This is a genomic window from Brevibacterium sp. FAM 27836 (genome assembly GCF_051351055.1).
In the GTDB taxonomy this organism is placed as follows: domain Bacteria; phylum Actinomycetota; class Actinomycetes; order Actinomycetales; family Brevibacteriaceae; genus Brevibacterium.
In genome coordinates this window covers 399,272-425,761 of sequence record NZ_CP195711.1, presented here as the reverse complement: position 1 = coordinate 425,761, position 26,490 = coordinate 399,272, and the positions used below count along the sequence as shown (strand labels likewise).

Genomic DNA, 26,490 nt, shown 5'->3' with positions numbered 1-26,490 from the left:
TCCCAGAACCTGCACCATGTCGGCAGGACGAGAGCGAAAGGGGCACCCACACGTGACGAAGAGCGGAGACCCGCAGGCGGCCGGGGACCGGGTCATCTCCCGGGACCGCAGTCCTGCCGGAGAGCCGAACGGGGCCGGGGAGTCGAGTGGGCACGCATGCTGTGCCCCAGCCGCCACCCGTCGCGTCCCCGGCACGAACGCCGAGGCGACCGCTCCGTCCGACACAGATGTGGACTCCGCGGCCCGCCATGAGGAGCCCGCACCGGGCGAGGCCCTCGGTGAAATTCGGGGCAGCACCCCAGCTGCGTTCGCCGGGTTCGCCTTCGATTTCGTCAGCGCCGGAGGCGACTTCGACATGGGGGACCCCTACGGCGACGGCCACCCGGCAGACGGGGAGGGCCCGCGCCACAGGGTGAGTCTCAGCGCATTCGCCATCGCCACGACGAGCGTGACGAACGACGATTTCGCCAGGTTCGTCGCCGACACCGGATTCACCACCACAGCTGAGCGTCTGGGCACCTCGGCCGTGTTCGCGATGCTGCTCGAATCGAACCCGCAGGCACACAGCCACGTTCTCGGACAGGCCCCGGGCGTGCCCTGGTGGGTCGAAGTCTCCGGAGCGCACTGGGCGGCACCCGAGGGCCCCGGATCATCGATCGAGGGCCGTGGTGATCATCCCGTCGTCCAGATCAGCTGGGACGACGCACAAGCGTACTGCGCCTGGTCGGAGACTCGACTGCCGACCGAGGCCGAATGGGAATGCGCCGCCCGCGGCGGACTCAAGGGCCGACGCTACCCCTGGGGAAACCGTCTGCTCGTGGACGGACAGTGGAACTGCAACATCTGGCAGGGTGATTTCCCCCGCACGAACACCCTCGACGACGGGTTCATCGGCACTGCTCCGGCCCGCCATTACGAACCCAACGGGCTGGGCGTATTCAACACCGTCGGCAACGTCTGGGAATGGTGTGCCGACTGGTTCGAACGCGACTACTATCGGCGCTCGCCCCAGACCGATCCCCAAGGTCCCGAGACGGGGGAGAAGCGGGTCATGCGCGGAGGCTCGTTCCTCTGCCACGACTCATACTGCAACCGCTACCGAGTCGCAGCGAGGTCATCGAACACCCCGGACTCCTCGGCCTCGAACATCGGGTTCCGGGTGGTGCGCGACATCGATTCGGTCTGAGCGCCCGGCATCGGCACAAGCTGAGCGGCGAACAACGCCCCCTGCCGCCGGGCACCGGCTTCGGTCCCTCCCAGGCAGTAGGAACGACCTCGGCGACGGCCGCGGGAGTGCGCCCGATAGACTGCAGGCCATGTCGAGAATCACCTGCCCCGAACTGAGCACGAAGACCGTCCCCGCTGAGACCGCCGCACGTCATATCGACAACGGCCAGCGCGTGGCGATGAGCGGATTCACCGGTTCGGGCTATCCGAAGGCGGTGCCCGCAGCGGTGGCCGACCGGGCACGTGCCGCGCATGAACGCGGAGACGACTTCAGGATCGAACTGTGGACGGGCGCCTCGACGGCCCCGGAGCTCGACGGAGTGCTCGCCGAGGCGCAGGCGGTGAGCAAACGACTGCCCTTCCAGTCCGATCCGGCCATGCGTGCGGCGATCAACTCCGGTGACACGGCCTATGTCGACACCCATCTCAGCCACTCCGCCCAGCAGGCCTGGTTCGGGTTCTACGGCAACCTCGATGTCGCGGTCGTCGAAGTCGCGGCGATTCTGCCCAACGGAATGCTCGTGCCCGGCAGCTCCGTGGGCAATTCGAAGACCTGGCTCGACCTGGCCGACAAAGTCATCCTCGAAGTCAACGACTGGCATCCACGCGGGTACGAAGGCTTCCACGACGTCTACTACGGCACCCGCCGCCCGCCCGAGCGGCTGCCCATCCAGCTGCTCGAGCCCATGCAGCGCATCGGCGACCCGTACCTGCGCGTCGACCCGGCAAAGGTCGTCGCCGTCGTCGAGACGAATGCGCCCGACCGCAACCTGCCCTTCAAACCCGCGGACGAGGATTCGAAGGCGATCGCCAGCCATCTTGTGGACTTCCTCCGCCATGAGATCGCCGCTGACCGACTGCCGCCGGAGCTGCTGCCGCTGCAGTCGGGGGTGGGCAATGTCGCCAATGCTGTGATGGGTAACCTCGCCGACAGCGAATTCGAGGGTCTGACCGCCTATACCGAGGTCATTCAGGATGGAATGCTCGACCTCATCGACAGCGGCAGACTCGCCTCGGTATCGGCGACGGCGTTCTCCCTGTCCGCCGAGCGGGCCGCGGAATTCAACGAGAAGATCGAATCGTACAAGGGGCGCATCCTCCTGCGCACCCAGGAGATGTCGAATCATCCCGAAGCCATCCGCCGCCTCGGCATCATCGCGATCAACGGGATGGTCGAAGCCGACATCTACGGCAACGTGAACTCCACACACGTGAGCGGTTCGTCGATCATCAACGGCATCGGCGGGTCCGGCGACTTCGCCCGCAACGCCTACCTCAACTTCTTCGTGTCGAACTCCCAGGCCAAGGGCGGGGCGATCTCCGCGATCGTGCCGTTCGCCAGTCACATCGACCACACCGAACACGACACTCAGATCCTCGTGACCGAACAGGGGCTGGCGGATCTGCGCGGGCTTCCACCGGTCGCACGGGCGCGCAGGATCATCGACAGCTGCGCCCACCCGGATTATCGGGATCGGCTCACCGACTACCTCGATCGGGCGATCGTCGCGAACCCGACGGGGCGGCACACTCCGCATATCCTCGGCGAGGCTCTGTCCTGGCACGAGAAGTTCCAGACGAGCGGGCACATGTAGGCCGGCGTATCGGTCCCCTCCGACGAGGGGCCGATATCAGCTGCCGATCGCCGTCGGCACGGCTGCGACTGCCCACGCCAGACCGGGCCCGATGAGGCACATGAGTCCGGCGTAGCCGATCATCTGCTTGTAGTAGTGGTCGCGAATGCTCGAATGGACGTTGGCCAGCAGCATCGCGCCGTTCGTGGAGAACGGGCTGATGTCGACGATCGTTGCGGAAATCGCAAGAGCCGCGACAAAACCGCCGACGTGGACCTCGCCTGATTCCAGAAACGGCACAGCAAGGGCGATGACGACCCCGATGATGGCCAGAGACGAAGCCAGGGCCGAAATCAGGCCCGACATATAGAACAGGAGCAGTGCTGCCAGGAGCGGCACGCCGATCGCCGAAATGCCAGCGGACACCCATTCGACGGTGCCGGCCTCCTGCAGCACTTCGATATAGGTGAGCACACCGCAGATGAGAATGACGATCGGCCAGGACACTCGCGTCATCGCGGCTTTGCCTGCGGCCGGATCGATGGCGGCGAGTGCAATCGAGATCGTGATCGTCACGAGTCCGACGTCCCAGCCGAAGACGATCACGGCCAGAGCCATCGCGGCGAGCCCGATCAGCGTCGGAATCTGGGAACGTGTCAGTCGGGTGGTCGGATCGACAACCGTCTGCGCGGTGGAATCAGCCTGGTTCAGGGCGTCGTCTGCCTCCGCGCGCAATCCCGGCCTGCGCCGGAGGACGAGGAAGACGACCACGGCAAAGGCGACGTTGAATGCCAGTGGGGCAAGGAACAAGGACAGCGGTGTGGCAGTGAGCCCGTTCTTCGCCAGATAGTCGTTGATGAAGATGCCGTAGACGCTGATCGGGGAGAAGGCCCCTGCCAATGCCCCATGCACGACGAGCAGACCGACCATGAACTGATTGATCCGATGCCGGCGTGCGAAGGACAGCGCCAAAGGAGCAATGATGGCTACGGCGAAGAGCGCCCCGAGGGAGATGAGGATCGCAGTGAGCGCGAAGAAGATCCACGGCATGAAACCGACGCGCCCACCGACGAGCTTCACACACCAGTGAACGATCACTTCGATGGCTCCATTGTTCTGCGCGAAGCCGAAGAGGTAGGTCAAGCCCACGAGGGTGAGAAACAGGTCGACGGGAAAACCGGCAAGGAATTCCTCAGGGGCCTGATGCAGGACGAGGCCGCCGACTCCAGCCGCTGCGATGAATCCGAGGAAGCCCATATTGATGTCCCTCCACGTTCCGATGACGAACATCAATCCGAGGACGACCACGCAGATCAGTTCTGGACTCATAGACTCAGCTTCTCCTTCGATCTTCAGCCGGCGAGGGCCGTCCGTCGCCGGGCACCCGGCTCAAATTAGTACATGTCACCTGGCGCGAACATCCATATTCGCCATGTGAACCCATCACGCCGGCTCGGAGGCAGTGCTGCAGCTCTTGAATCACCACTTTGGACAATCAGGAGCCGAATTCATACACGACGGATAGTGCGGTCGATCACAAACTCGTTAGTGTGGCAGTCAGCCTCATCCGAACGTGCGTGAGACCCACCGGATCCGCGCGCCGTCCACTGTCCCTCCGCCTGCGAAAGGTCGCCGTCGACCATGAACGAATCCACACCGGCCTGCGCCGACCGCCGGGACCATGGCCACACAGAACCTCACGAGCACGATGTGCTCACGACGGTCTCGGCCACCGGCACCGAGGAGGCCGCACAGTGAGCTGGTACCGCCGACTCGAGAACCGCCTGGAGACCGGGCAGGATTCCGGTGTCATCCGCGGCACCCTGAGCGGGAGACGGATGTTCATGATCTGGCTGGCCGCGAACCTCGTCGTGACCACGATGCTCACCGGCACGCTGTTCGTCCCCGGCGTCGACTTCTCCACCGCGGTCGTCGTCATCGTCCTCGGCACGGTCCTCGGCACGATCGTGCTCACCCTCATCGGCAACATCGGCACCCGCACCGGGCTCGCCACTATGGCTATCACCCGCGGAGCCTTCGGCGCCAAGGGCAGCTATCTGCCGGTGGCGGCGAATGTCATCATCCTCATGGGGTGGAGCTGGGTGCAGGCCATGCTCGCAGGAATCAGCGTCGACTACGTCGTCGCTCAGACCACGGGATTCTCGAACCCGATCCTCTTCTCCGTCCTCTGTCAGGCGCTCGTCGTGGGCCTGGCGATCCTCGGGCACGAAGGCATCGAGAAGGCCGAGCCCTGGTTCGCCCTCCTCATCCTCCTCGTCATGGCCTATGTGTTCGCTGTCGCGTTCACCGGCCATTCGACCGCAGAGTATCTGCAGATCGAGAAGGACCCGGGCCTCGGCTTCACCCCGGTCCTCGCCCTGGACATCGTCATCTCCACCGCGATCTCATGGACCGTGCTCTCCGGCGACCTCAACCGCTTGGCCGGCAGTCAGCGCTCGGGGATCGTCGGTTCGGGACTCGGCTACATCACCTCGACCGTGTTGGCAATGCTCCTCGGCCTCACGGCCTTCACCTTCATCCTCATCGACGAGGGTGCGCCGGCACCCTTCGACCCCACGGCGCTCGCCGATGAGTTCGGATGGGCCCTGGCGATCGTCATCTTCCTGTCCGTGATGGCGACGAACACCATGGTGGTCTACGGACTGGTCAACTCCGTCGTCGGAGCGCAGCGCAGGACGAAGCTGAAGTTCCTGCCGGTGGCACTCGTCCTCGGCGCGATCTCGGTGATCGGGTCGACCTGGCTGGCGCTGCTCGACCAGTACACGGACTTCCTCACCATGATCGGCGCCTTCTTCGTCCCCGTGTTCGCGATCCTCATCGTCGACTACTACATCATCAAACGCGGGGTCTACACCCGGGACATCCTCCGCGACTCCGGGGGACTCTACGCCTATGCCCGCGGAATCAACTGGGTCGCCGTCGGCGTGTGGGTCATCGGCGCGTGCGTGTCCTACCTGCTCACCTACGTCTTTCCGAGTCCGACCGGGGCGACCATCCCATCGTTCTTCATCTCGTTCCTCCTCTACCTCGGACTGTCATGGTCGAGTCGCGCCCGGTTCGCCGGCGCCGAGGCGGGACACCTGGCACGCATCAGCGGCTGAGGCCCGCTGTTTGCTATTGTCGGTGACAAGAGCGCGCCAGGTTCGCTGATCACAGCAGTCGACCGGAAGCACGGAGGGAGCCGCTGCCTATGGTCGTCAACCAGATGTTCGGTCGGTTCCTGCCCGCGAACCGCCGGCTCAACCCTGCGGCTCTGGGATGGATCGCCGTCGTCATCACCGCGATCGGCATGGTCGCCATCGAATCCTCGATCGCGGTCGGCATCTACGAAGCGCCCGTGGCTCTGGCCTTCGGCCTCAGCCTCATCCATGCCGGCACGATGCCGTTGTCGATGCTCCGTCCGCTCTTCGGGGCCATCCTCTCGTCCTTCGCCTGCGCCGCCCTGCCGCTGGTCGCGTCCCACATCTCCGGAGCCCCCTGGCCGTGGATGGTGCCCGCGCTGATCACGCAGATCCTCGTCATCCTCATCATCGGTCTTCGGGCGCACTGGGGCATCGCTCTCTCCGCCGTGCTCGGCAGCATCGGCGCATCCGTCCTGGCTGTGGTGATCGGGCGCTGGCTGTTTGGCCACGAATCCTCCGATTCCGCGATCATCAACATCATGATCTACGCCTGCATCGCCGGGGGAATCTACGTCGCGGCCGTGGTCGTTCAGCAGTGGAATCTCATCCGCTCCCAACTCCTGCAGGAGCAGGAGAACACGGCAGCAGAGCACTCGAAGCGCGTCACCATCGAGGAGAAGGCCCGGATCGCCCGCGAGCTGCACGACATCGTCGCCCACAGCATGTCCATCATCAACATCCAAGCCTCCAGTGCACCATTCCGCCATCCCGGCATCGACGCGGACGTGACAAAGGAATTCGAAGACATCTCGACCTCGGCCCGTGCTGCGCTGACCGAGATGCGCGGTCTGCTCAGCGTGCTGCGCAATGATGATTCGACCCACGAGCTCGCCCCGCAGCCGAAACTCTCCGACGTCGAGGCCCTCGTCGACCATGCCCGTCACGCCGGGGTCCACGTATCCCTCGAACGCAGCGGAGAACCGGTCGAGGCTCAGCTGCGCGAAAGCACCGGACTCGCCGGTTATCGCATCATCCAAGAAGCGCTGAGCAACGCCATCCGGCACGCTCGGAACTCGCACATCACCATTCGCATCGGCAGCGGCGGCGGTGCGGTGCGGATATCGGTGACCAACACTCGGGGCGACGGTCCCAGCGAGGTCGCCCAGCACGAATCGCACCGCGGGCAGGGACTGGTGGGGATGCGCGAACGCGCCGGCTCCGTCGGCGGCGAGATCCGCAGCGGCGAAACCGGCACGGGCGGGTTCGAAGTGGAAGCGGTGCTGCCCCTGAGCCTGACCGAACCCCAATCGAAGAGAGACGAGCGCGCATGATCCGCATCATCATCGCCGATGACCAGGCCATGGTCAGGGCGGGGTTCGCAGCGCTGCTCGACGCCCACCCCGACCTCGATGTCGTCGGCCAGGCCCACGACGGTCGCGAATGCGTGGCGCTGGTTGCCGAGCAGCGGCCGGACATCGTCCTCATGGACGTGCGGATGCCGACGATGGACGGCATCGAAGCGACCCGGACGATCGTCGCGGATTCCCCGGCCACCTCGGCGACGGGACCGCGGATCATCATGCTCACCACCTTCGACATCGACGACTACGTCTTCGATGCGATACGGGCCGGCGCCAGCGGATTCCTGCTCAAGGACGCTCCACCCGATGAACTCGCCGAGGCAGTCCGCATCGTCGCCTCCGGCGAGGGCCTGCTCGCCCCGAGCGTGACGAAACGGGTCATCGAACACTTCGCAACGATCCCACAGACGCCTCAGCCGCCGAACCTCGCAGAACTGCCGGACCTGACCGATCGCGAGCGGGAGATCCTCGTGCGTGTCGCCCGCGGGGAATCCAATACCGAGATCGCCGGTGCACTCGTCATCGCCGTGCAGACCGTGAAGACGCACGTCTCCCGCATCCTGTACAAACTCGACGCTCGCGACCGGGCCCAGGCCGTCATCGCAGCCTACGAATCAGGTCTCGTCGTTCCCGGCAGCTGAGTCCGAGTTCCGAGGTTCCACAGTCCCCTGCTGTCACCCCCTACCCGGGTAGGGGGCCGAAACGGCACCGTAGGGTGACGCGCAGGCAGGCAGCGCACTATAGCGTTGAGGATATGAACTCCTCCGACATGCTCACCACCTCCCTCCCGACGCCGGCCGCGAATCCCGCCGCCCGCGCCGAGGTGCTCGAACGGAGGCGTGCCAAGCGCGGCACCGCGGAGCAGGAATTCACCAGCGACTTCAGCGCGCTCATGGCCCAGGTGAAAGAGGCCGGACTGCTGGCCCGGCGCCCGGGCTGGAACGTGCTGCGATTCAGCCTCCTCGCAGTGGCCTACATCGTCGGCTTCGCCGTGCTCTTCCTGCTCGGCGACAGCTGGTGGCAGATCGCGACCGCGGTCTACTTCGGCGCGCTGTTCACCCAGACGGCCTACGTCGCCCACGATGCTGCCCACCGTCAGATCTTCACCAACGGCAAGGTGGGGGAGTGGGTGTCGACGATCATCGGCAACCTCTTCATCGGGCTGAGCTACGGCTGGTGGCTGAAGAAGCACAATGCTCTCCACCACGCCAACCCGAACAAGGCCGGTGTCGACGGCGACATCGCACCGGGAACTCTCGTGTTCGTGGCCGAAGATGCGCAGAAGCGCACCGGCTTCGCCAAATGGTTCGCCGCTCGGCAGGGATGGGCCTTCTTCCCGCTGCTGACTCTGGCTGGACTGCAGCTGCATGTGCAGTCGGTCCAGGCCATCCTCAAGGGACAGTCATCGATCAAGCGTCGTTGGACAGAGGGCATCCTCATCGCCGTTCGGATCATCGGGTTTCCCGCCCTCGCGATCTGGGCCGCCGGTCCCGTGGTCGGCAGCGTGTTCTTCCTCGTCCAGCTCGCGGTCTTCGGCATCCACATGGGCGGTTCCTTCGCCCCCAACCACAAGGGCCAGCCGATCGTTCCCAAAGACGTCAAGATCGACTTCCTGCGCCGTCAGACACTCATGTCACGCAACATCTCCGGTGGACGCCCGATGGGCTTCCTCATGGGCGGACTCAACTACCAGATCGAACACCACCTGTTCCCGAGCATGCCGAGCGTCAACCTGCACAAGGTCCAGCCCATGGTTCGCGAGTACTGCCGTGAGAAGGGCATCAAGTACACGGAGACGACGCTGTTCGAGTCCTTCGGCATCATCGTCCGCTACCTCAACCGAGTTGGTCTCGGCCAGGCGGATCCCTTCGACTGCCCGGTCACCGCGCAGTTCCGCTCACGTTGAGCACCCGGCCTCAGGTGAGGTCGTCGTGGGCGCCGGAGACCCACGCGGCATAGCGCTGCGCCGAGGTCTGGACCGCAGAATGCGCCCCGGCCGAGATGACTTGGCCGAAGTTGCCGTACATCCGATCGAAATCGAGATCCGCCACCGAGGCGGCGATGCGTCGGACGACATTCGCCGACAGCGGCAGATAGTTTGGGAAGCTGCGCATGAAGGTCACCCATCCCTGCTTGGCCACGGGACCGATCGAATCGCCGCTGAGCATGACCCCGACACCGTCGTGGCCGCGCCATAGTGCGATCGCGCTGCCGGCGAAATGTCCGCCCACGCGCTGCAGAGTGACTGTGGGCAGTGGTCGGGTCTCGTGATAGTACTTCCAGATCCTCTCATCTGTGCGCTGGAGCCACTCGGCATCGGCTCGGCAGACGAAGACGGGTGCCGCACCGAACGCGGCACTCCACTCGAGCTGGAGTCCGAACATGTGCGGGTGGCTGGCCGCGATGGCCTGCACTCCGCCGAGCTCGGCCACCGCAGTGACGGCCTCGGCGTCGATGTACGGAGGGACATCGAAGAGGAGATTCCCCTCAGCGGTCTGCGCGAGGTAGCAGGTCTGGCCGATGCCGAGCTTCGGCTCGACCCGCAGCGCATAGAGTCCGGGCTCGCGTTCGGAGATGGAGACGCGGTGGCCCTCGGACTCGAGCTGTTCACGGGTCGTCCAGATCTGTCCCTGATCGGGCATCCATTGGCGCTCATCGGCGCAGATCGGACACTGCTGCGGCAGAGGAGTCATCGTCTCCACCCCGCAGGTCCTGCAGATCGTCACATCGGTCAGTGCGCTCATCTCCGTGCCACCTCCTGTCTCGAGGATAGTCCCCGTTGCCGCTGTCCACGAGGATAGTCCCAGGACCGCTGAGCTTCTTCGCATGCGCGCGGAGATGGCCGACGATGATGAGGACGATGCCGAGGGCGAACCATCCGAGGAGCACCCACCACTGCGTCGCCATGGGCGAGTCGGGGAAATAGGAGAGATCGCGCAGAAGCGTGCCCGCCGCACCCGGTACGAAGAACTGCCCGATATCGCCCCAGGCGCCGACGAGAAACTCCTTCGGCTGCTGCAGCGATGAGATCGGGTTGCCGATGAACATCGTGAGGATCGCACCCACAGCGATGCCGGTCGTCCCGATGAGTGAGACGAATCCGTTGATGAGTGCTGCAGTCGATGCGACTGCGAGACCGGCGGCGAGGACATTGAGCCCGAAGCTGCCCTGGAGGATTCCGAACCACGACTGGAGGATGAGGGTCAGTGCCAGACCGCCGACGGCTCCGTAGACGACGACGGCGACCGCCCGCATCCGTCGCGAGTGGACGAGCATGCAGGTGAGCACGCCTCCGATGATGCCGCCGATGGTCAGCGGCAGCCCGGCGATGGCCAGTCCCGCCCCGGTCGAATCCTCATCGGACAGCGGCACGACATCGGTGACTTCGACCTGAGGAACCTCGATCGCCGAGGCATCGGCGGGCTGCCGGTCGGCTTGCGGCCCCTCACTCGGCTGTCCGGGCTGTGTTCCGGCGCCAGGCTGTGAGGCCGCCTTGAGTGCGTCCTGCATCTGCTCAAGCCCGTGCTGCATGCCCGAAATCGCCTGCTTGTCGATCTGCTGCTGCATCGTCGAGGCCATCGCCCGCAGCTGCTGCGCGACAGCGGGCGAGGCCGCTGATGAGACGAGGATCTCCGGCTCGTCGCCGAGGACGAGGGCGCCGTAGACGTCCCGGTCTCGGATCATCGTCTCGGCCTCGGCCCGGGTATCGGCGTCCTTGAGATCGAGCATCCCGTCCGGTGCGTTTTCGGTCACTTCGTCGATCTGCTCCTGATCTCCGACCGCGGCGATCGGCAGATCCTTCGGATCCGAGGTGACGGTCGGCCAGCTGAAGGCGAGGAGGATGAGGCTGACGATCGCCGCGGCGAATACGGCGATACCGATCGCGCGCCCGATGCTGTGCTCGGGCAGCCTCGAATCGGCCTCGGCGGACAGGCGGTCGGAAGTGTCGTCATCGCCGCGGCCAGCGGCGGGGAGGCTCGTGCTCTCCGAACTGCGGAGAATTCTCGTGGCCATGAGAGTGTCCAATCATCGAAAACGAATGCTCGTTCTTTTTACGCCTTCCGGTATGATTTATCAAGAATGGTCGTTCGTTTTTGGGGGGAGCAGTGCCGAAGGTCACCGAAGAGCACAGACAGGCGATGCGCCTGCGGATTCAGGATGCGGCGTTGGCGTGCATCGCCCGCAAGGGGTTCAGCGGGACCTCAATGGCTGATATCGTCAAGGAGGCGGACCTCTCCGCCGGCGCTGTCTATGTCTACTATTCCTCGAAGGCCGAGCTCACGACCGACGTCGGGCGTCGCGTGATGGAGCAGCGTGTGGCAGAGCTTGAGGACTTCGGCGATGCCGCGGAGGTTCCGGCACCCCGGGAGGTGTTTCCGCCCCTGCTCGACTCCCTTCTCGACGACAACCCCCTCGCCCCGACCCTGCTTCAGATATGGGGCGAGTCCGCCCATGACAAGGAATTCGCGGAGATAGCAGGAACGATCTTCGAATCTCTGTTGGGGTTCTTCACGGACTACCTCCGAGCCTATTTCCGGCGCTCGGCAGCCATGGACGGCGACGCTGCGGAGCTCAGGGCCCGTGAACTGGCTCCCGCCATCCTGGCGATGATGCAAGGCGCCGTCGTGCAGACCACGGTCTTCGGGCCGAGCGCGCGGGCATCTGTCGGCGCCGGGTTCAGGGCGATGCTCGCCCACCTCGAATGCAGTGCATCACCGGAATCCCTCGACCCCGGTCTGCGCTAGACGGAGTCGCCGTCGGCATCGACGGAGTGCACGCGGTCTTCGCGCATGCTCACCTTGTCCACCCCCGGCAGCTCGATGAGCTGCGGAACGAGGAGGTGCAGCGGTGGTTTGCCTTCGAACTTGCCGTCGATCTGGACCATCCGCACTCCGTTCTCGTCCTCGAAGCGCTTCGTGTCGACGATGGTGTTCGAGAATCCCATCGAGCTCGCTACCCCGAGGATGTCGCGCAGCACTCCGGATCCGTCTTTGTAGGTGATCCGCAGCAGCTTCTTGTGGTCGCTGTCGGGGATGCGCCGGATGAGTGGGGCGATGACGAAGAGGGTGAACAGATGGAGAGCGGTGAGCATCGTGGCCAGTGACAGCATGCCGGCACCGCAGGCCATGCCCACGGCGGCGGTCACCCATATCGTCGCGGCGGTGGTGAGGCCGCGCACCATGTTTCGACCCTTGAAGATCACCCCGGCACCGAGGAAGCCGATGCCCGAAACGATCTGCGCCGCGATCCTCGACGGGTCGAGCCGGATATCGTTTTCGAGCACTCCTGCGAACCCGTAGGCCGAGACCAGGGTGAATGCGCAGGTGCCGATGCCCACCAGCACATGCGTGCGGTAGCCGGCGCTCTTCTGCCGGAACTGCCGCTCGAATCCGATGAGGGAGCACAGGACGAAGCTCACCAGAAGGAACTCGGCTTCCTGCAGGCTCGTGGAGCCGAAGAAATCTGAGACACTCATCATTCACCTCACATTAGTCGGGTACGAACACGACCGACAGCCCGGGACTGTCGGTCGTGTTCGATGAGGCGCTCGTGGGCGGTCCCGAGCTCAGACGGTGGAGGGGATCCGCTCCTGCTCATCGGCCGCCTCGGAGGTGGGGCGTTTCAGGCCGTCACCCGCGGTCGGCGCGTGCGAGGGGCCGGGCTCGGGTGCTGCCTCGTCCTCGACGATCGAGCCCTGCACGGTCTCGGATTCCCACTCTCCTGGGTGCTGCCCCGACTCGAGCGCACGCTGGCGGCCCTCCTTGTTCCTCTCCCTTTCGCGTTCCAGGTGCAGGTTTCCGAAGTCATGCTCCGTGCGCGGGGGGTTGATGCCGTCGATGAGGAACACCAGAGCCAGGGATACGAGGCCCCAGAGGCCGAGGACCTGCAGATGCTCGGCGACGACGTCGCCGTCGAAGTAGAGGACCGAGCGGATCGTCTCAACCGACGCGGCCATCGGCAGGAAGTCGTGCAGGGTCGCGAAGAACGAGGGCACCATGTACTTCGAGAGGGCCCCGTTCGACGCGGGCACACCGGCGAACATGAGGGTGCCGATGACGGGGATGACGGCGAACATCCCGATCAGCCGTTCGAAGACCATCGCGAACATCGAGATGCACGGAATCGCGACGATTCCCGCACCCCACAGGGCCGCGAAGTGGCCGTCGACCGCGCCGGTGATCGGGCCGGCGATGAGAGCGACGACCAGTGACATGAAGGGGGCGTAGATGAGGATGATCGGGATCATCCGTTTGAGCGGGCGGGTCCAGGGGTTCGCGTTCGCGGCCACGATGATGACCATGAATCCGGCGAGGATCCACCCCATGGCCACATACATGACGACCACGCCGTTCTTGTCTCGGTCGGGCAGCGGCTTGACGTCGTCGACCGTGAGGTCCATGTCCTGCGCCGAGGCGACCTGCTCGAAGATCTGGTTGACCACCCGGAAGGACGCATTGTTCCCGGCCTGATTCGCGATCAGGCCGAATTCCGGAGTGTCCTCGGACGGCAGTACGAGAGCGGCGACGTCCTCCCGGTTCTCCACCAGCGCCCGTGCCTCGTCCTCGTCGGTGAGTGCTGTGAAGTCGAACATTCCCTCCATCTGCGCATTGAGCTCATCGATGGTGTCTTCAGCCTGCTCGGTCGACGAGCCGACCACGGCCACGGGCATGTCCTTCGGGGACGGGGAGTGCATCGCGCCGAGCATGAACGAGATCATCATGGTCACCATCGCCAGCGGGAAGATGATCAGTGAGATGTACCGGATGACCTTCGAATCGGGGCGACGTCCGCCGTGGATCGACGGGATGTTGACGTCGAGCGGTTCGGGATTCGGGTTGCGTCGGTGCGAGAGGAAGTCATAGCCCTTCGTCAGCAGGAGACCGACGACGGCTCCGATCGCGAGCACGAGCAGGTGTCCGGTGACTCCGCTGCCGTTGAAGTAGAGCACGGAGCGCAGCGACTCTCCGATCGCCGGCATCGGGAGGAACTCGTGGGTGAAGCGGAAGAACTTCGGCATCGTGTATACGGGCATCGCCATATTCGATGAGGGCATTCCGAGGACCATGAGGAAGAGGATGCCGAAGATCACACCCATGGCTCCGACGAGACGGGTGATGAACAGCTGCACGCAGGAGATCGCGAACACGCCCAACCAGGCGATGCCGAGCACCGCGACGGTGTCCTCGGCATCGACGACGTTGAGGATCGGGCAGGTCACCGTCCAGACGAGTCCGGCGATGAGGGCCGCCCAAGCGCCGAGGATCGGGACGATGCGCTTGAACTTGAGCAGCTCGGGGGAATTCGACCGCAGCACGCTGAACGGCAGATAGCCGGCCATGACGATCGCGGTCATGAGGAACATTGCGGCCAGTCCGGATGGGTCGCTGTCCGGCAGCGGAGCGAGATCCTCGGTGCTCACCGTGAGTCCCTCATCCTGGAGGGCGGGCATGATGAGGTCGGTGACCAGCGTCGACTGCTGCATGCCTGCTCCGCTGGCCGTGTACAGGGTCGCCTTCTTGCCGTCGACGACGACGGCCGCCGAGGCGTCGCGATCGGAGACCATCTGGCGGGCCGTGAATGAGTCGTCGACGACGTCGACATCGAGAGCATCGGGTTCCGAGCCGTTGAGTGCGAACTTCACATCCGAGGCCTTCGAGGGGGACCCGGCCACGACGACCGGCTTGTCGTCGGCGGTGGGGGAGTGCATGGTGCCGAGATAGCTCGTGATCATCATGCCCACGAAGATGAGCGGCATGATGAAGATCGCAAGTGTGCGGCCGATGAATTCGGCCTTGGCGCGCTTGGCCGCTGCCGTCGCGTCCTGATCCGACGCCGAGGCGGAGGGAGCGGCAGAGTCGTCGTTTCCAGACTCAGAGGGTTGAGCGGAACTCCGGTTCGAATCCTCGAGCGCGTCGAGTTCGCGAGCCTCTCGGCGCGTGCGCGGCGGTGGGGTGGTCACTGTCGTCCTCCTGATGTGTGGAAGTCGCGTGATCGCCGTTGACCACCTTGAACTCGACTAGTTTAAGACACGTGACTTAGAATTGTGAAATCGCCTCCCGTTTGCCACAGTGATGGCAGTACTCGCCGAGCCGGGTCCCTCCCTCGGCGGCGCACCGATTCCTTCGGAAGGGCGATTCGGCTGAGGGACGACGACGCTGATGAAGGACGGGTTGATGGGCAGGCAGAGTGACAGGGCACGCGAGGCGCTGCTCAATGCGGCCGAGGAGCTGTTTGCTCGGTACGGCATCGATGCGGTGTCGAATCGGCGGATCGTCGATTACGCTGGAGCCGCGAATCATTCGGCGATCGCCTATCACTTCGGCGGGCGCGACGGTCTGCTCGGTGCGCTCGTCACCCGCCACCTCGACGAGATGGCGGAGCGCAGGGACGCGCTCTTGGCCGAGCTGGGAGAATCGCCCGGAATCCGTGAATATGTTCAGTGCCGTCTGCGTCCGCTGTTCGAACTCCTTGACGACCAGCCCCGTCCGAGCTGGCGTGCGCAGTTCCTCTCCCAGCTGCGATCGGTGCCCTCGGCGGTCGATGTCGCGAAGGCGGTGATGGACGAGTTCGGCGTCCCCGATGACATCAGGTTCATCAACGGCGAGGTCGAGGGCATCCCGGAAGGCGTTCTGCGCGGACGCGCCTATCTGCTCGCGCACATGGTCATCGGCGTGTGTGCGGACCAGGAGGAGAAGATGGCCGAGGGATCTCACCAGGGCACCTGGGAGCAGGTCGGGCGCTTCCTCATCGATGCGGCTGCGGGCATGCTCGCCGCCCCCGTGACCGCCCCCGACGGGCTCGTCCGCTATCCTGCGAAGCCCTTGATCTGACCGGGACGAAGTTCGGCAGGAGCCCTCGGGTGACGGCTGTGCGGTGCCTGCCGGTGACGCAGGTGGTCGTGGAGGCCTGCGCTCCAGGGGCGGTTTCCGATTAGAAGAGCGCTTCCTGCGGCGGGGGAGTCCAGCTCGCCGGTGAAATCGCGAGTCTTCTCCCGGGCGCGGATTGCGTCTCCTCGTGTCCGCGGGTCCCCGTCGTCTGTGCCTTCTGCGTCGCGGGATGGTCATCATCGCTCGACCCCCGCAGTCGGTAGTGGTCAATGAGTGGGTTGATGCGCTCGGCGAGCCACCGACGGTAGTCCTTCGACGCGTAGGAGGACGTGGCGTACATGCGCCGGTAGCGGGGGAGGAGTTCGGGATGTTCGCGTTCGAGCCACTCGAAGAACCATTCGCGTGCGCCCGGCCGCAGGTGCAGTGCCCCGTAGACGACCCGGGCGGCACCGGCGTCTCGGATCGCTCTGAGCGCCGCGTCCAGATGGTCCAGCGAATCGGTGAGTTTGGGCATCACCGGCATGAGGAAGACGGTGACGTCGAATCCGAGTTCGGCTGCCGCCCTCACTGTGGCCAGCCGGGCGGCGGTCGTCGGGGTGCCCGGTTCGATCGTCTGCTGCAGCGCGTCGTTGTGGACGGCGAAGGACATGCTGATCTCCACGGGGACGTCTTCGGCGGCGCGGGACAGGAGCGGAAGGTCTCGGCGCAGCAGCGTGCCCTTGGTGAGGATCGACATCGGGGTGCCGTGCTCGGCCAGCCCGCTGATGATTCCGGGCATCAGACTGTATCGGCCCTCGGCGCGCTGGTACGGATCGGTGTTCGTGCCCAGAGCGACGAGTTCGCGGGTCCACTTCGGCTTCGCGAGTTCTGCGGTGAGCACCTCGGGGGCATTGATCTTGACGATGACCTGGCGGTCGAAGTCCGTCCCGGGGTCGAAATCGAGGTAGCGGTGGGTGTTGCGGGCAAAGCAGTACACGCAGGCGTGGGAGCACCCGCGATACGGATTCACCGTCCAGGCAAAAGGCATCGAGCTGGACTTCGGCACCTTGTTCAGAGCCGACTTCGCGAGCACCTCGTGGAAGGTGATGCCGGCGAACTCCGGTGTCCGCACGCTGCGCACGAGTCCTTTCACTCCGAACAGGTCGGGAGCACTCGGGCCAGCGTCATCGGTCAGTTCGTTCCACCTCATGGCCCAATTCGAACACGAGTTCGAATGAGCGTCAAGAGTGAGGCCCGGCGAGCGGCCCGGTGAGGCCGGTGCCGCAGGGGAGGTGTCAGGGAGTGCGCATGCCCTTGAAGGCGCTGCGGTGGAAGACCAGTGCCTCGGGGCCGTCCTCGTTGGAGGTGCCGAGGATCTCGAGCAGCGCGATGGTGTGGTCGCCGGCTTCGACTTCGTTGTAGAGGCGAGTCCAGAGGAATGCCGAACTGTCCGGGATCGTCAGCCCGCCGGCGGCGGTGACTTCGGGGTCGACCCCGGCGAATCGACGGCTGCGATCCTTCGAGGCCAGTTGCCGGGCCAAGGATTCCTGGTCCGTGCCGAGCAGTGAGATGCCCAGTTCCGGGGCGCGGCGCAGGGTGGGCCAGGTCGTCGAGGAGTTCTGCACGGCGATGCTGACCAGCGGGGGAGTCAGCGAGACGCCGACGGTCAGGGTGGAGGCGACGAGCCCGAGCGGGGTCCCGTCGACTTCGGCGCCGAGGAAGGCGACCCCCTGCGGGAAGTGGGAGAACGTCTCGCGAAGTGCTTCCGGGGTGACCTGGTTCGCCCTCGACGGATGTGTGGTGGTGGGGTCTGCCAGGATCGTCATTCCTTCACCTCTGCTGCTCTGTTGAGCAATGCTCATCGGAGTTTCCCGCGAGTGCGGGCTCCGGCGCGGATCGCTCGGTTGACTGTCGGTTCTGCGTGACGGCCCCTGTGTGAGGCCGTCGGAGACGATCATCGCAAACTGTGACGCCAGATGCAGCGGTCGAGGTCATATGACGACGACGTGTGACCCCATGTGACGGACGGTGTCGGGTCGTGACGACGTGCACGGCGGACCCCGAGCCGCAAAGCATAGATTGCTCAGCGAAACCGACACTGAACACCGATACGACATGCCCATTCGGGCGCACAGGAGCAGGCCATGACACAGAGTCCGGTCACCGAGCCGATGACGCAGGCCCCGCCTCGGCGGCTGCTGGCGGGAAAGAAACGGGTGTTGGCTTCGGCCTTCGCCGGTACGACGATCGAATGGTACGACTTCTACCTCTACGGCACCGCTGCGGCGCTGATCTTCAATGTCCAGTTCTTCCCCTCCGACAGCGAACTCGGCAGTCGCCTGGCCTCCTTCGCCACCCTGGCGGTCGGGTTCTTCGCCCGTCCGTTGGGCGGCATCATCGCCGGCCACCTCGGCGACCGGGTCGGACGCAAGGCCCTCCTCGTCGTGTCCCTGCTGTCGATGGGCATCGCCTCGACTCTCATCGGGCTGGTGCCGAACTTCGCGACCATCGGCTGGTGGGCGGCCGGGGCCCTCGTCGTGCTGCGTATCGTCCAAGGTCTGTCGGCCGGAGCCGAATGGGGCGGATCGGCGCTGCTGTCGGTCGAACATGCACCGGCACGCAAGCGCGGACTCTTCGGCTCATTCACCCAGATCGGCTCGGCGGCGGGAATGCTGCTGGCGACCAGCGCCTTCTTCCTCGTGCAGAACCTGCTGAGCACGGAGCAGTTCGAATCCTTCGGCTGGCGCATCCCGTTCCTCGCCTCCGCCCTCCTCGTCGCCTTGGGACTGTGGATCCGCCTCGGCGTCTCCGACGCCCCGGAATTCCAAGAGCTCAAGGACTCCGGCCAGGTTGCGAAGGCACCGCTGCGTGAAGTCCTCACCGCCCACCCGCGCGTCCTGCTCGTCACGATCGGACTGCGACTGGCGCAGAACAGCGTCTTCTACCTCATCACCGTCTACATGCTCAGCTACCTGACCGAGAACCGCGGCGACTCGACCTCGGGGGTGACGGCCGTGATGATCGCCTCGGGCGTCGGACTCGTCACGGGGCCGGCCTGGGGCTGGGTCTCCGATCGACTCGGCCGGAAGCCGGTGACCATCGGCGGCATCATCGGCGTGGCCGTCTTCGGGTGGCTCTTCTTCGCCTACCTCGACGCAGGTCCGCTGAGCCTTCTTCCCCTCATCGTCATCCTCGGCATGAACCTCGCCCACGATGCGATCTACGGGCCGCAGGCCGCATGGTTCGCTGAGCAGTTCCCCATCGAGGTCCGCTACTCGGGCGTGAACATGGGCTACCAGCTGGGCACCGTCATCGGCGGTGGAATCATGCCGATGGTCGCAGCCCTGCTCTACGTCGCCGGCGGCTACACTCCGTGGCTCATCTGCGGATACCTCACCCTGCTGTGCCTGCTCTCGCTCATCGCCGCCGTGGCGGCGAAGGACCCGGCCCGAGAGCTCTCCCGCACCCCGGCCTGAACAGGCGACACACATCTGCACCAGCACCACGAATCACCGACACAGGAGACTCTCGATGACGAAACCGATCCAGCTCAACGCCTTCGACATGATGACCCCCGTCCACCAGTCACCCGGACTGTGGCGCCATCCGGAATCGCGCGTCGAGGACTTCACTCAGCTGTCCTACTGGACCGACTTGGCACAGACCCTCGAAGAAGGCGGGTTCTCGTCCCTGTTCCTCGCCGACATCCTCGGCGTCTACGATGTCTACGGCGGCAATGCTGATGTCACCAACCGCGGGGGAGTCCAGTTCCCGCTGCTCGACCCGCTGGTCGCCGTGCCCGCCATGGCCGCAGCGACGACGACGCTCGGCTTCGGCATCACCGCATCGGTGACGTATGAGAAGCCCTACCTGCTCGCCCGCACCCTGACCACTCTCGACCACTTCACGAACGGACGAGTGGCATGGAACATCGTCACCAGCTACGTCGAATCTGCCGCCCGCAACCTCGGGCTGGACGGGCAGATCCCGCACGACGAACGCTACGACCGAGCCGATGAGTTCATGGAAGTCATGTACAAGCTCTTCGAAGGCTCGATCACCCCCGAGGCGCTCACGGCCGACGCCGAGGAGAACGTCTTCGTCGACCCCGCCGAAGTCCGCGACATCGGCCACGACGGCAAGTTCTTCACCGTGCCCGGTCAGGCGCTCGCCGTCCCGGGCCCGCAGGGCACCCCGCTGCTGTTCCAGGCCGGAGCCTCGAAGCGCGGACAGGAGTTCGCCCTCGACCACGCCGAGGCGATCTTCTTCTCCGGTCCGACACCGCAGATCCTGCGCAGCTGGGTCGACAAGGTCCGTGACGGACTCGAGGAACGCGGACGGGACCGAGACGCCGTGAAAATCTTCGCCCTGGCCACCGTCATCGTCGACGAAACCGATGAAGCCGCAGAGGCTCGGCTGGCCGACTACCGCCGCTATGTCGACACCGAATCCGCGCTCTCCCTCTTCGGCGGGTGGACCGGCGTCGACCTCTCCGGGGCCTCGCCCGACGACACCCTCGAATATGTGGCCACCGATGCCAACCAGTCCGCGCTCGCCTCCTTCACCACCATGGCCGGAGACAAGCCGTGGACCATTCGCGACCTCGCGGAGTTCGTCGCCCTCGGCGGCCGCGGACCGGTCATCACCGGATCGCCTGCCACGGTCGTCGACGAATTCCAGCGGTGGATGGACGAAGCTGATATCGACGGCTTCAACATCGCGGCCGCCGTCCGACCGGCCGACGCCGAACGTTTCACGAAATACGTCTCACCCGAACTGCGCCGCCGCGGCCTCCTGCCCGAACCCGTCGCCGGAGCCACGGTGCGTGAGCAGCTCACCGGGTCCGGGCCACGACTGGCCGACGATCACACGGGAGCTCGGTACCGCCTCGGGGAGGGTGCGCGCGTCTGACCGCGACGGAGTGAGCCGGGTGCCGGAAGCGGCCGTGGGGCATAATGGTCTGCGGCCGTTTTCCGATCCGTCGACCGAACAGAGACCGCATGAGTGCATCGACGCCGCTGACCACCACCGACAACGCCGAGGATCGCGGATACCGACGCAAGGCGCTGTTCGCCGCCGCCGTCGGCTACGGACTCGACGGCTTCGACCTCCTCATCCTCAGCTTCGCTCTCTCCGGCATCATCGCCTCCTTCGGACTCAGCGACGTCGAAGCGGGATCTCTGTCGACGATCACTCTGCTCGGCGCCGTGGTCGGAGGAATCGTCTTCGGCGCGCTGGCCGACCGACACGGTCGAGTCAGGGTGCTCACGTGGACGGTGCTCATCTTCGCCGTGTTCACCGGGCTCTCAGCCCTGGCCCAGGGGTACTGGGATCTTGCGGCGTACCGGTTCGTCGCCGGAATCGGCATCGGCGGTGAGTTCGGCATCGGGATGGCCCTGGCCGCCGAGGCGGTGCGAGCCGACCAGCGTGCCCGGGCCACCTCATGGGTCGGGGTGGGATTCCAGCTCGGTGTGTTCGCTGCCGCTGTCGTCTCTGCTCCCGTCATCGCCTGGTGGGGGTGGCGGGCGCTGTTCGTCATCGGACTCTTCCCCGCCGTCTACGTCTTCTTCGTCCGCCGCGGCGTCGGCGAACCCGAGGCCTTCGTCCGGGCGCAGGAGCAGACCGCCGAAGCCGACGTCGATGAGGAGGCAGGTTCCGGGGCGGGGCCCGCGGCCTCCTCGCGGGAATCCTCGGCAGCAGTCCGAGAGTCCTTCGCCGCGAAGATCGGCGCCCTGGCGAAAGACCGGGAGACAGTGACGATCACCTTCGCCCTGACGGTCCTCACCAGCGTGCAGAACTTCGGGTACTTCGGCATCATCACCTGGCTGCCGAACTACCTCTCGGAGCAGATGGGACTCGGCATCACGAAGGGCTCCCTGTGGACGGGCGTGACCGTGATGGGCATGCTCGCGGGAATCCTCATCTTCGGACAGTTCGCCGACCGCCTCGGGCGTCGACCCGCCTTCTGGATCTTCCAGTCCGGGGCGATCGTCACGATCCTCGTCTACAGCCAGCTCAGTGACCCGACAGCGCTGCTCGCGGGAGGGTTCTTCATGGGCGCTTTCGCCAACGGCATGCTCGGCGGCCATGGGGCGCTGCTCGCGGAGATGTACCCGACCGAAGTCCGCGCCACGGCCCAGAACGTCATCTTCAACATCGGCCGAGCCCTCGGCGGCCTGGCCCCCGTCGTCATCGCTGTGCTGGCCGGATCCCTGGGCTTCGGATTCGCACTGGCGCTGCTGCCGACCATCTACGTCATCCAGTTCCTCGCCATGTTCCTGCTTCCGGAGAAGCGCGGGCACGCTCTCGTCTGAGCCGGCGTCGGTGAAGAACCGCGGGGGCCGGCCGTGCTCGTCGCATCGGTGACGAAGTGTGACGGCCGGAACCGACCCTCAGCGACGACGGAGTCATACTTGGCGACTGTGACTTCGACAGATCCCGCCGCCGACGCGGCTCAGACAGCATCAGCAGCTCCGGCGCCATCGGCCGCCCAGCCCCCGCGGATCGTGGCCTCCGCCGCCGACATCCACTCGGTCCTCGCCGAATTCGGGTCCCAGGGCACGAAGACGACGGCGGTCATCATCCTCGCCCTCGGCGGCATCTTCATGGACGCCTACGACTTCTCCTCCCTGGCCTTCGGGATCACCGCGATCCAAGAGCAGTTCGGTCTCAGCGGCTTCATGACAGGTCTCGTCAATGCCTCGATCATGGTCGGTGCTGTCATCGGCGCGCTCTTCGGCGGATACCTCGTCGACCGGTTCGGACGCTACAAACTGTTCATGGCCGATATGGTCTTCTTCGTCGTCGCGGCAATCGGCTGCGCGCTGGCGCCGAACGAGTGGGTGCTCATCGCCTTCCGCTTCGTCATGGGAATCGGCGTCGGACTCGACCTGCCGGTGGCGATGGCCTTCCTCGCCGAATTCTCCAAACTCAAGGGCAAAGGCAACCGCTCACAGCGCGTCAACGCCTGGTCTCCGGCCTGGTACTTCGCCACCGGCGTCGGCTATCTCGTCGTGCTCATCATCTTCATCACCCTGCCGTACGACCAGCACACGATCCTGTGGCGCATCGTCGTCGGCTTCGGTGCCGTACCGGCCCTCATCGTGCTCCTCGTCCGTCGCCGCTACCTGGCCGAATCGCCCGAATGGCTGGCCAATCAGGGGGATCTGCGCGGAGCAGTCGAAGTCATGCGCAGCCACCACAACCTCAATGTCGAGCTCGCTCCCGCCGAGGATCGCGAGGCCGCGACCTCGACCGACACAGTCAAGGGCGGACGGTGGAGTGGCTTCGCCGAACTCTTCTCTCCTCGCTACCGTGTGCGCACCATAGTCGCCCTCTGCGTGTCCGTGTTCTCGACGTTCGGCTACAACGCCGTCGCCTACGGCACCCCGCTCATCATCACCACGCTCTTCCATCAGACGCCGCTGATCACGATCATCTCCTCGCTGATCATCAACCTCGGCTTCGGCACGATCGGCGGTCTGCTGGGGATGAGCATCGTCAACCGCTTCGGCACCCGCAGGATCACTCTCGTCGGATTCATCATCCAGGCGGCTTCGCTCGGGCTGCTGGCGATCGTCGGCATCCCGAACGGGGCACTGGTCATCGTCGCCGTCGCCATGCTCTCGGCCTTCGTCTTCGCTCAGGCCGGCGGTCCGGGAGCGAACCTCATGAACTACGCGACGCTGTCGTATCCGACGCGGCTGCGAGGAATCGGCATCGGCTTCAACCAGTCCGTGCTGCGTGCCTTCTCGATCGTCTCGCTCATCATGTTCCCGATCCTCGCCGCTTCGCTGGGCACCGGCGTGTTCTGGATCGTCGCCTGTGCCCCGCTGGCCGGTGCGATCGCCGTCGGCGTCGTCGCCTGGGACCCGACGGCCAAGGACGTCGAAGACGAAGCCTGAAGCCAGTCCGCGCCGCCGAGGCAAACGGGAATGGTATGCCATTCCCGTTTGCCTCGGCGGCACACTTCTCTTTGCGATCTGCATTGCCAATCGCGTGTGAGCCAGGTTACGCTGAACGAGTCAGATTTCGGCACTACAGCGCTGTGTTCCCACTTTTGGTATCCCAGCGTGGGGTGCGTTGGAACCGAGGAGTGGACGCATGAGGAAAACCGAGACGGCGGAGGCGGCAAAGCCCGCACGCCTGGGGCCCAGCCCCGAACAGCTGACAGCGCATGGGATCAGCCCTCGGTTCTACAATGCCGACCTTGCTCCGGCGCGGAAGGAAGGGCGCAGCTGGACGGCGTACAGCGTCTTCAGCCTGTGGGCCAACGACGTCCACTCGCTCGGCAACTACGGCTTCGCGCTCGGACTCTTCGCCCTCGGCCTCGGTGCCTGGCAGATCCTCGTGGCTCTGCTCGTCGGTGCCGCACTGCTGTTCTTCCTGCTCACCCTCTCCGGGTTCATGGGATACAAGACGGGCGTGCCCTATCCGGTGATGAGCCGGATCTCCTTCGGCGTCCACGGCGCGCAGCTGGCCGCCTCGGTGCGCGGAATCGTCGCCATCGCCTGGTTCGGCATCCAGACCTATCTGGCCTCGAGCGTGCTCAACGTTCTGCTGCTCACGATCATCCCGGGCCTGCAGCCGTGGGCCGATGCCGAGTTCCTCGGTCTGTCGGGCCTGGGCTGGTTCTCCTTCTCCCTGCTGTGGATCGTCCAGGTCATCATCGTCAGCTACGGCATGGAGATGATCCGACGCTACGAAGCCATCGCCGGACCCATCATCCTCGTCACCTTCCTCGCCCTGGCGATCTGGATGCTCGTGCGCGTCGACTTCTCCATCGCCTGGTCGACCGATGACGCCCTGTCCGGGTGGCCGATGTGGATGCACATCCTCGGCGGCGGCTCCCTGTGGGTGGCCATCTACGGCACCTTCGTGCTCAACTTCTCCGACTTCACCCGGGCTGCGAAGAAGAAGGGGTCGATCGTCGTCGGCAACTTCTGGGGCATCCCGGTGAACATGCTCGTCTTCGGTCTCGTCGTCATCTCGCTCGCCGGAGCCCAGTACAAGATCGACGGCACCGTCATCACCTCACCGGCCGATATCGTCCAGTCGATCGGCAACCCCGTTCTGCTCGCCCTCGCCTCTCTGTCTCTGCTGCTGCTCACGGTCGCCGTCAACCTCATGGCGAACTTCGTCGCCCCGACCTACGCACTGACGAATCTCTTCCCGCGCCACCTCGATTTCCGCAGCGCGGCGATCATCTCCGCAATCATCGGATTCGTCATCCTGCCGTGGAACCTCTACAACTCACCGGTGGTCATCGTCTACTTCCTCGGCGGGCTCGGGGCGCTGCTGGGACCCCTGTTCGGCGTGATCATGGTCGACTACTGGGTCATTCGCAAGACCAAGGTCAATGTCCCGCAGCTGTACACGGAAGCCAAGGACGGTGAGTACTTCTACCATCGCGGCGTCAACTGGCGAGCCATCGGCGCGTTCATCCCGGCCTCTGTGATCTCACTGGTCTTCGCCCTCGTGCCCGCCTTCGCCGGATTCTCGGAGTTCTCGTGGTTCTCCGGCGCCGCGATCGCCGCCCTCATCTACTTCGTCATCGCCCGCCGCGACTTCACCTTCCGTGAGGTCGACGGTGAGGAGATCGCCGTCCCCACCCAGCACTGATCGGAGCGCCATGAGAATCCTCGTCGTCAACGTGAATACGACGCAGACCATGACCGAAGGCATCGCCGAAGCGGCCCGGCAGGCCGCTTCGGCAGGCACGGAGATCATCGGCCTGACCCCCGAATTCGGGGCGGAATCCTGCGAGGGCAACGTCGAGAGCTATCTTGCCGCCCTCGGTGTCATGGATGCCGTGCTCAAATACTCCGGCCAGTTCGATGCCGTGATCCAAGCCGGGTACGGAGAGCACGGAAGGGAGGGTCTGCAGGAGCTCCTCGACGTGCCCGTCATCGACATCACCGAGGCGGGGGCGGCTCTGGCGCTGTTCCTCGGCCACCGCTTCTCCGTGGTCACGTCGCTCGATCGAACCGTCCCGCTCATCGAGGATCGGCTGCTGCTGGCCGGGCTCGATGCGCACTGCGTGTCCGTGCGGGCTTCGGGGATGGCCGTGCTCGAGATCGAGGAGAATCCCGATGCCGCGGTCTCCGCGATCGTCGATCAGGCCGCCGCGGCGGTCGAAAAGGATCGTGCCGAGACCATCGTGCTCGGCTGCGGCGGCATGGCCGACCTCGGCGAGACGATCCGCGAACGCTGTGCAGTCCCCGTCGTCGACGGCGTCGCCGCGGCCGTGCGTCTGGCCGAATCTCTCGTCGGGCTCGGTCTGAGCACCTCGAAGGTGCGCACCTATGCCCCGGCCCGGAAGAAGCGCCTGAGCGGTTGGCCATTCCCTGAAACGCCCTCGGCCTCCTGAACGCCCTCG

At 65.3% G+C, this 26,490-nt stretch carries 21 protein-coding genes; 14 read left to right on the top strand and 7 right to left on the bottom strand.

Annotated features, from left to right (window positions below; translation table 11 throughout):
- Window positions 1-52 precede the first annotated feature (52 nt).
- Together ACSE4D_RS02005 and ACSE4D_RS02000 are read left to right on the top strand one after the other, a co-directional pair.
- A complete protein-coding gene (locus ACSE4D_RS02005) occupies window positions 53-1,186 on the top strand; it encodes a formylglycine-generating enzyme family protein (RefSeq protein WP_436326584.1) in 1,134 nt (377 codons plus the stop codon).
- Window positions 1,187-1,316: 130 nt separating this feature from the next.
- Window positions 1,317-2,822 carry an acetyl-CoA hydrolase/transferase family protein gene (locus ACSE4D_RS02000; RefSeq protein WP_436326583.1) on the top strand — a complete coding sequence of 502 codons (1,506 nt, stop codon included), beginning with the start codon at window positions 1,317-1,319 and terminating at the stop codon, window positions 2,820-2,822.
- A 36-nt stretch (window positions 2,823-2,858) separates the two neighbouring features.
- Here the strand turns inward: ACSE4D_RS02000 and ACSE4D_RS01995 are convergent, their stop codons facing one another.
- Window positions 2,859-4,130, bottom strand: a complete 1,272-nt coding sequence (locus ACSE4D_RS01995) for an SLC13 family permease (RefSeq protein WP_436326582.1) — start codon at window positions 4,128-4,130, stop codon at window positions 2,859-2,861.
- A gap of 425 nt (window positions 4,131-4,555) precedes the next feature.
- Between ACSE4D_RS01995 and ACSE4D_RS01990 the strand changes: the two genes are divergently transcribed.
- From ACSE4D_RS01990 to ACSE4D_RS01975, 4 genes are all read left to right on the top strand, one after another.
- Window positions 4,556-5,923, top strand: coding sequence for a purine-cytosine permease family protein (locus ACSE4D_RS01990; protein WP_436326581.1), 1,368 nt, complete (start codon window positions 4,556-4,558; stop codon window positions 5,921-5,923).
- An 89-nt stretch (window positions 5,924-6,012) separates the two neighbouring features.
- Window positions 6,013-7,275 (top strand): histidine kinase, encoded by a 1,263-nt coding sequence (locus ACSE4D_RS01985; RefSeq protein ID WP_425120021.1) that lies wholly within the window; start codon window positions 6,013-6,015, stop codon window positions 7,273-7,275.
- A complete protein-coding gene (locus ACSE4D_RS01980; RefSeq protein WP_436326580.1) occupies window positions 7,272-7,946 on the top strand; it encodes a response regulator in 675 nt (224 codons plus the stop codon). The genes ACSE4D_RS01985 and ACSE4D_RS01980 overlap by 4 nt, the downstream gene beginning before the upstream one ends.
- Before the next feature lie 113 nt (window positions 7,947-8,059).
- Complete coding sequence (locus tag ACSE4D_RS01975; protein WP_426936472.1) at window positions 8,060-9,211, top strand: fatty acid desaturase family protein; 1,152 nt, start codon at window positions 8,060-8,062, stop codon at window positions 9,209-9,211.
- Between the two features lie 10 nt (window positions 9,212-9,221).
- Here ACSE4D_RS01975 and ACSE4D_RS01970 read toward each other — a convergent pair whose 3' ends face one another.
- Both ACSE4D_RS01970 and ACSE4D_RS01965 read right to left on the bottom strand, forming a co-directional pair.
- A complete protein-coding gene (locus ACSE4D_RS01970; protein WP_426936471.1) occupies window positions 9,222-9,998 on the bottom strand; it encodes a hydrolase in 777 nt (258 codons plus the stop codon).
- Window positions 9,958-11,319, bottom strand: coding sequence for an ABC transporter permease (locus ACSE4D_RS01965; RefSeq protein WP_426936470.1), 1,362 nt, complete (start codon window positions 11,317-11,319; stop codon window positions 9,958-9,960). The genes ACSE4D_RS01970 and ACSE4D_RS01965 overlap by 41 nt, the downstream gene beginning before the upstream one ends.
- Window positions 11,320-11,411: 92 nt before the next feature.
- Between ACSE4D_RS01965 and ACSE4D_RS01960 the strand changes: the two genes are divergently transcribed.
- Window positions 11,412-12,050 (top strand): TetR/AcrR family transcriptional regulator, encoded by a 639-nt coding sequence (locus ACSE4D_RS01960; protein WP_426936469.1) that lies wholly within the window; start codon window positions 11,412-11,414, stop codon window positions 12,048-12,050.
- Here the strand turns inward: ACSE4D_RS01960 and ACSE4D_RS01955 are convergent.
- On the bottom strand, window positions 12,047-12,784 hold the full coding sequence (locus ACSE4D_RS01955) for an MgtC/SapB family protein (protein WP_426936468.1): 738 nt from the start codon (window positions 12,782-12,784) through the stop codon (window positions 12,047-12,049). The genes ACSE4D_RS01960 and ACSE4D_RS01955 overlap by 4 nt on opposite strands.
- 87 nt (window positions 12,785-12,871) lie before the next feature.
- Complete coding sequence (locus tag ACSE4D_RS01950) at window positions 12,872-15,265, bottom strand: ABC transporter permease (RefSeq protein ID WP_426936467.1); 2,394 nt, start codon at window positions 15,263-15,265, stop codon at window positions 12,872-12,874.
- A gap of 214 nt (window positions 15,266-15,479) precedes the next feature.
- Here ACSE4D_RS01950 and ACSE4D_RS01945 point away from each other — a divergent pair, with 214 nt between their 5' ends.
- Window positions 15,480-16,136 carry a TetR/AcrR family transcriptional regulator gene (locus ACSE4D_RS01945; protein ID WP_425120623.1) on the top strand — a complete coding sequence of 219 codons (657 nt, stop codon included), beginning with the start codon at window positions 15,480-15,482 and terminating at the stop codon, window positions 16,134-16,136.
- Window positions 16,137-16,236: 100 nt separating this feature from the next.
- On the opposite strand, the gene ACSE4D_RS01940 is transcribed toward ACSE4D_RS01945, so the two are convergent.
- Both ACSE4D_RS01940 and ACSE4D_RS01935 read right to left on the bottom strand, forming a co-directional pair.
- A complete protein-coding gene (locus ACSE4D_RS01940) occupies window positions 16,237-17,322 on the bottom strand; it encodes an Rv2578c family radical SAM protein (RefSeq protein WP_135538069.1) in 1,086 nt (361 codons plus the stop codon).
- 85 nt (window positions 17,323-17,407) lie between these two features.
- The gene (locus ACSE4D_RS01935; protein WP_135538071.1) at window positions 17,408-17,938 is read right to left on the bottom strand and encodes a flavin reductase family protein; all 531 of its coding nucleotides are present in this window, start codon (window positions 17,936-17,938) and stop codon (window positions 17,408-17,410) included.
- A gap of 318 nt (window positions 17,939-18,256) precedes the next feature.
- Between ACSE4D_RS01935 and ACSE4D_RS01930 the strand changes: the two genes are divergently transcribed.
- From ACSE4D_RS01930 to ACSE4D_RS01905, 6 genes are all read left to right on the top strand, one after another.
- A complete protein-coding gene (locus ACSE4D_RS01930; RefSeq protein ID WP_426936466.1) occupies window positions 18,257-19,588 on the top strand; it encodes an MFS transporter in 1,332 nt (443 codons plus the stop codon).
- A 55-nt stretch (window positions 19,589-19,643) separates the two neighbouring features.
- Window positions 19,644-21,023, top strand: coding sequence for an LLM class flavin-dependent oxidoreductase (locus ACSE4D_RS01925; protein WP_426936465.1), 1,380 nt, complete (start codon window positions 19,644-19,646; stop codon window positions 21,021-21,023).
- 89 nt (window positions 21,024-21,112) lie between these two features.
- The gene (locus tag ACSE4D_RS01920) at window positions 21,113-22,426 is read left to right on the top strand and encodes an MFS transporter (protein ID WP_425119485.1); all 1,314 of its coding nucleotides are present in this window, start codon (window positions 21,113-21,115) and stop codon (window positions 22,424-22,426) included.
- Between the two features lie 108 nt (window positions 22,427-22,534).
- A complete protein-coding gene (locus ACSE4D_RS01915; RefSeq protein WP_425119484.1) occupies window positions 22,535-24,016 on the top strand; it encodes an MFS transporter in 1,482 nt (493 codons plus the stop codon).
- Between the two features lie 199 nt (window positions 24,017-24,215).
- Window positions 24,216-25,733: an NCS1 family nucleobase:cation symporter-1 gene (locus ACSE4D_RS01910; RefSeq protein WP_425119483.1), complete on the top strand. Its 1,518-nt coding sequence runs from the start codon at window positions 24,216-24,218 to the stop codon at window positions 25,731-25,733.
- 10 nt (window positions 25,734-25,743) lie between these two features.
- On the top strand, window positions 25,744-26,481 hold the full coding sequence (locus ACSE4D_RS01905; protein ID WP_425119482.1) for an aspartate/glutamate racemase family protein: 738 nt from the start codon (window positions 25,744-25,746) through the stop codon (window positions 26,479-26,481).
- Window positions 26,482-26,490: the final 9 nt, after the last annotated feature.

Coding starts and splice junctions, on each gene's coding strand:
- ACSE4D_RS02000 (WP_436326583.1), top strand. CDS start 1,317: ATGTCGAGAATCACCTGCCCCGAACTGAGCACGAAGACCGTCCCCGCT.
- ACSE4D_RS01995 (WP_436326582.1), bottom strand. CDS start 4,130: ATGAGTCCAGAACTGATCTGCGTGGTCGTCCTCGGATTGATGTTCGTC.
- ACSE4D_RS01985 (WP_425120021.1), top strand. CDS start 6,013: ATGGTCGTCAACCAGATGTTCGGTCGGTTCCTGCCCGCGAACCGCCGG.
- ACSE4D_RS01980 (WP_436326580.1), top strand. CDS start 7,272: ATGATCCGCATCATCATCGCCGATGACCAGGCCATGGTCAGGGCGGGG.
- ACSE4D_RS01975 (WP_426936472.1), top strand. CDS start 8,060: ATGAACTCCTCCGACATGCTCACCACCTCCCTCCCGACGCCGGCCGCG.
- ACSE4D_RS01970 (WP_426936471.1), bottom strand. CDS start 9,998: ATGACTCCTCTGCCGCAGCAGTGTCCGATCTGCGCCGATGAGCGCCAA.
- ACSE4D_RS01965 (WP_426936470.1), bottom strand. CDS start 11,319: ATGGCCACGAGAATTCTCCGCAGTTCGGAGAGCACGAGCCTCCCCGCC.
- ACSE4D_RS01955 (WP_426936468.1), bottom strand. CDS start 12,784: ATGATGAGTGTCTCAGATTTCTTCGGCTCCACGAGCCTGCAGGAAGCC.
- ACSE4D_RS01945 (WP_425120623.1), top strand. CDS start 15,480: ATGGGCAGGCAGAGTGACAGGGCACGCGAGGCGCTGCTCAATGCGGCC.
- ACSE4D_RS01940 (WP_135538069.1), bottom strand. CDS start 17,322: ATGAGGTGGAACGAACTGACCGATGACGCTGGCCCGAGTGCTCCCGAC.
- ACSE4D_RS01935 (WP_135538071.1), bottom strand. CDS start 17,938: ATGACGATCCTGGCAGACCCCACCACCACACATCCGTCGAGGGCGAAC.
- ACSE4D_RS01930 (WP_426936466.1), top strand. CDS start 18,257: ATGACACAGAGTCCGGTCACCGAGCCGATGACGCAGGCCCCGCCTCGG.
- ACSE4D_RS01925 (WP_426936465.1), top strand. CDS start 19,644: ATGACGAAACCGATCCAGCTCAACGCCTTCGACATGATGACCCCCGTC.
- ACSE4D_RS01920 (WP_425119485.1), top strand. CDS start 21,113: ATGAGTGCATCGACGCCGCTGACCACCACCGACAACGCCGAGGATCGC.
- ACSE4D_RS01910 (WP_425119483.1), top strand. CDS start 24,216: ATGAGGAAAACCGAGACGGCGGAGGCGGCAAAGCCCGCACGCCTGGGG.
- ACSE4D_RS01905 (WP_425119482.1), top strand. CDS start 25,744: ATGAGAATCCTCGTCGTCAACGTGAATACGACGCAGACCATGACCGAA.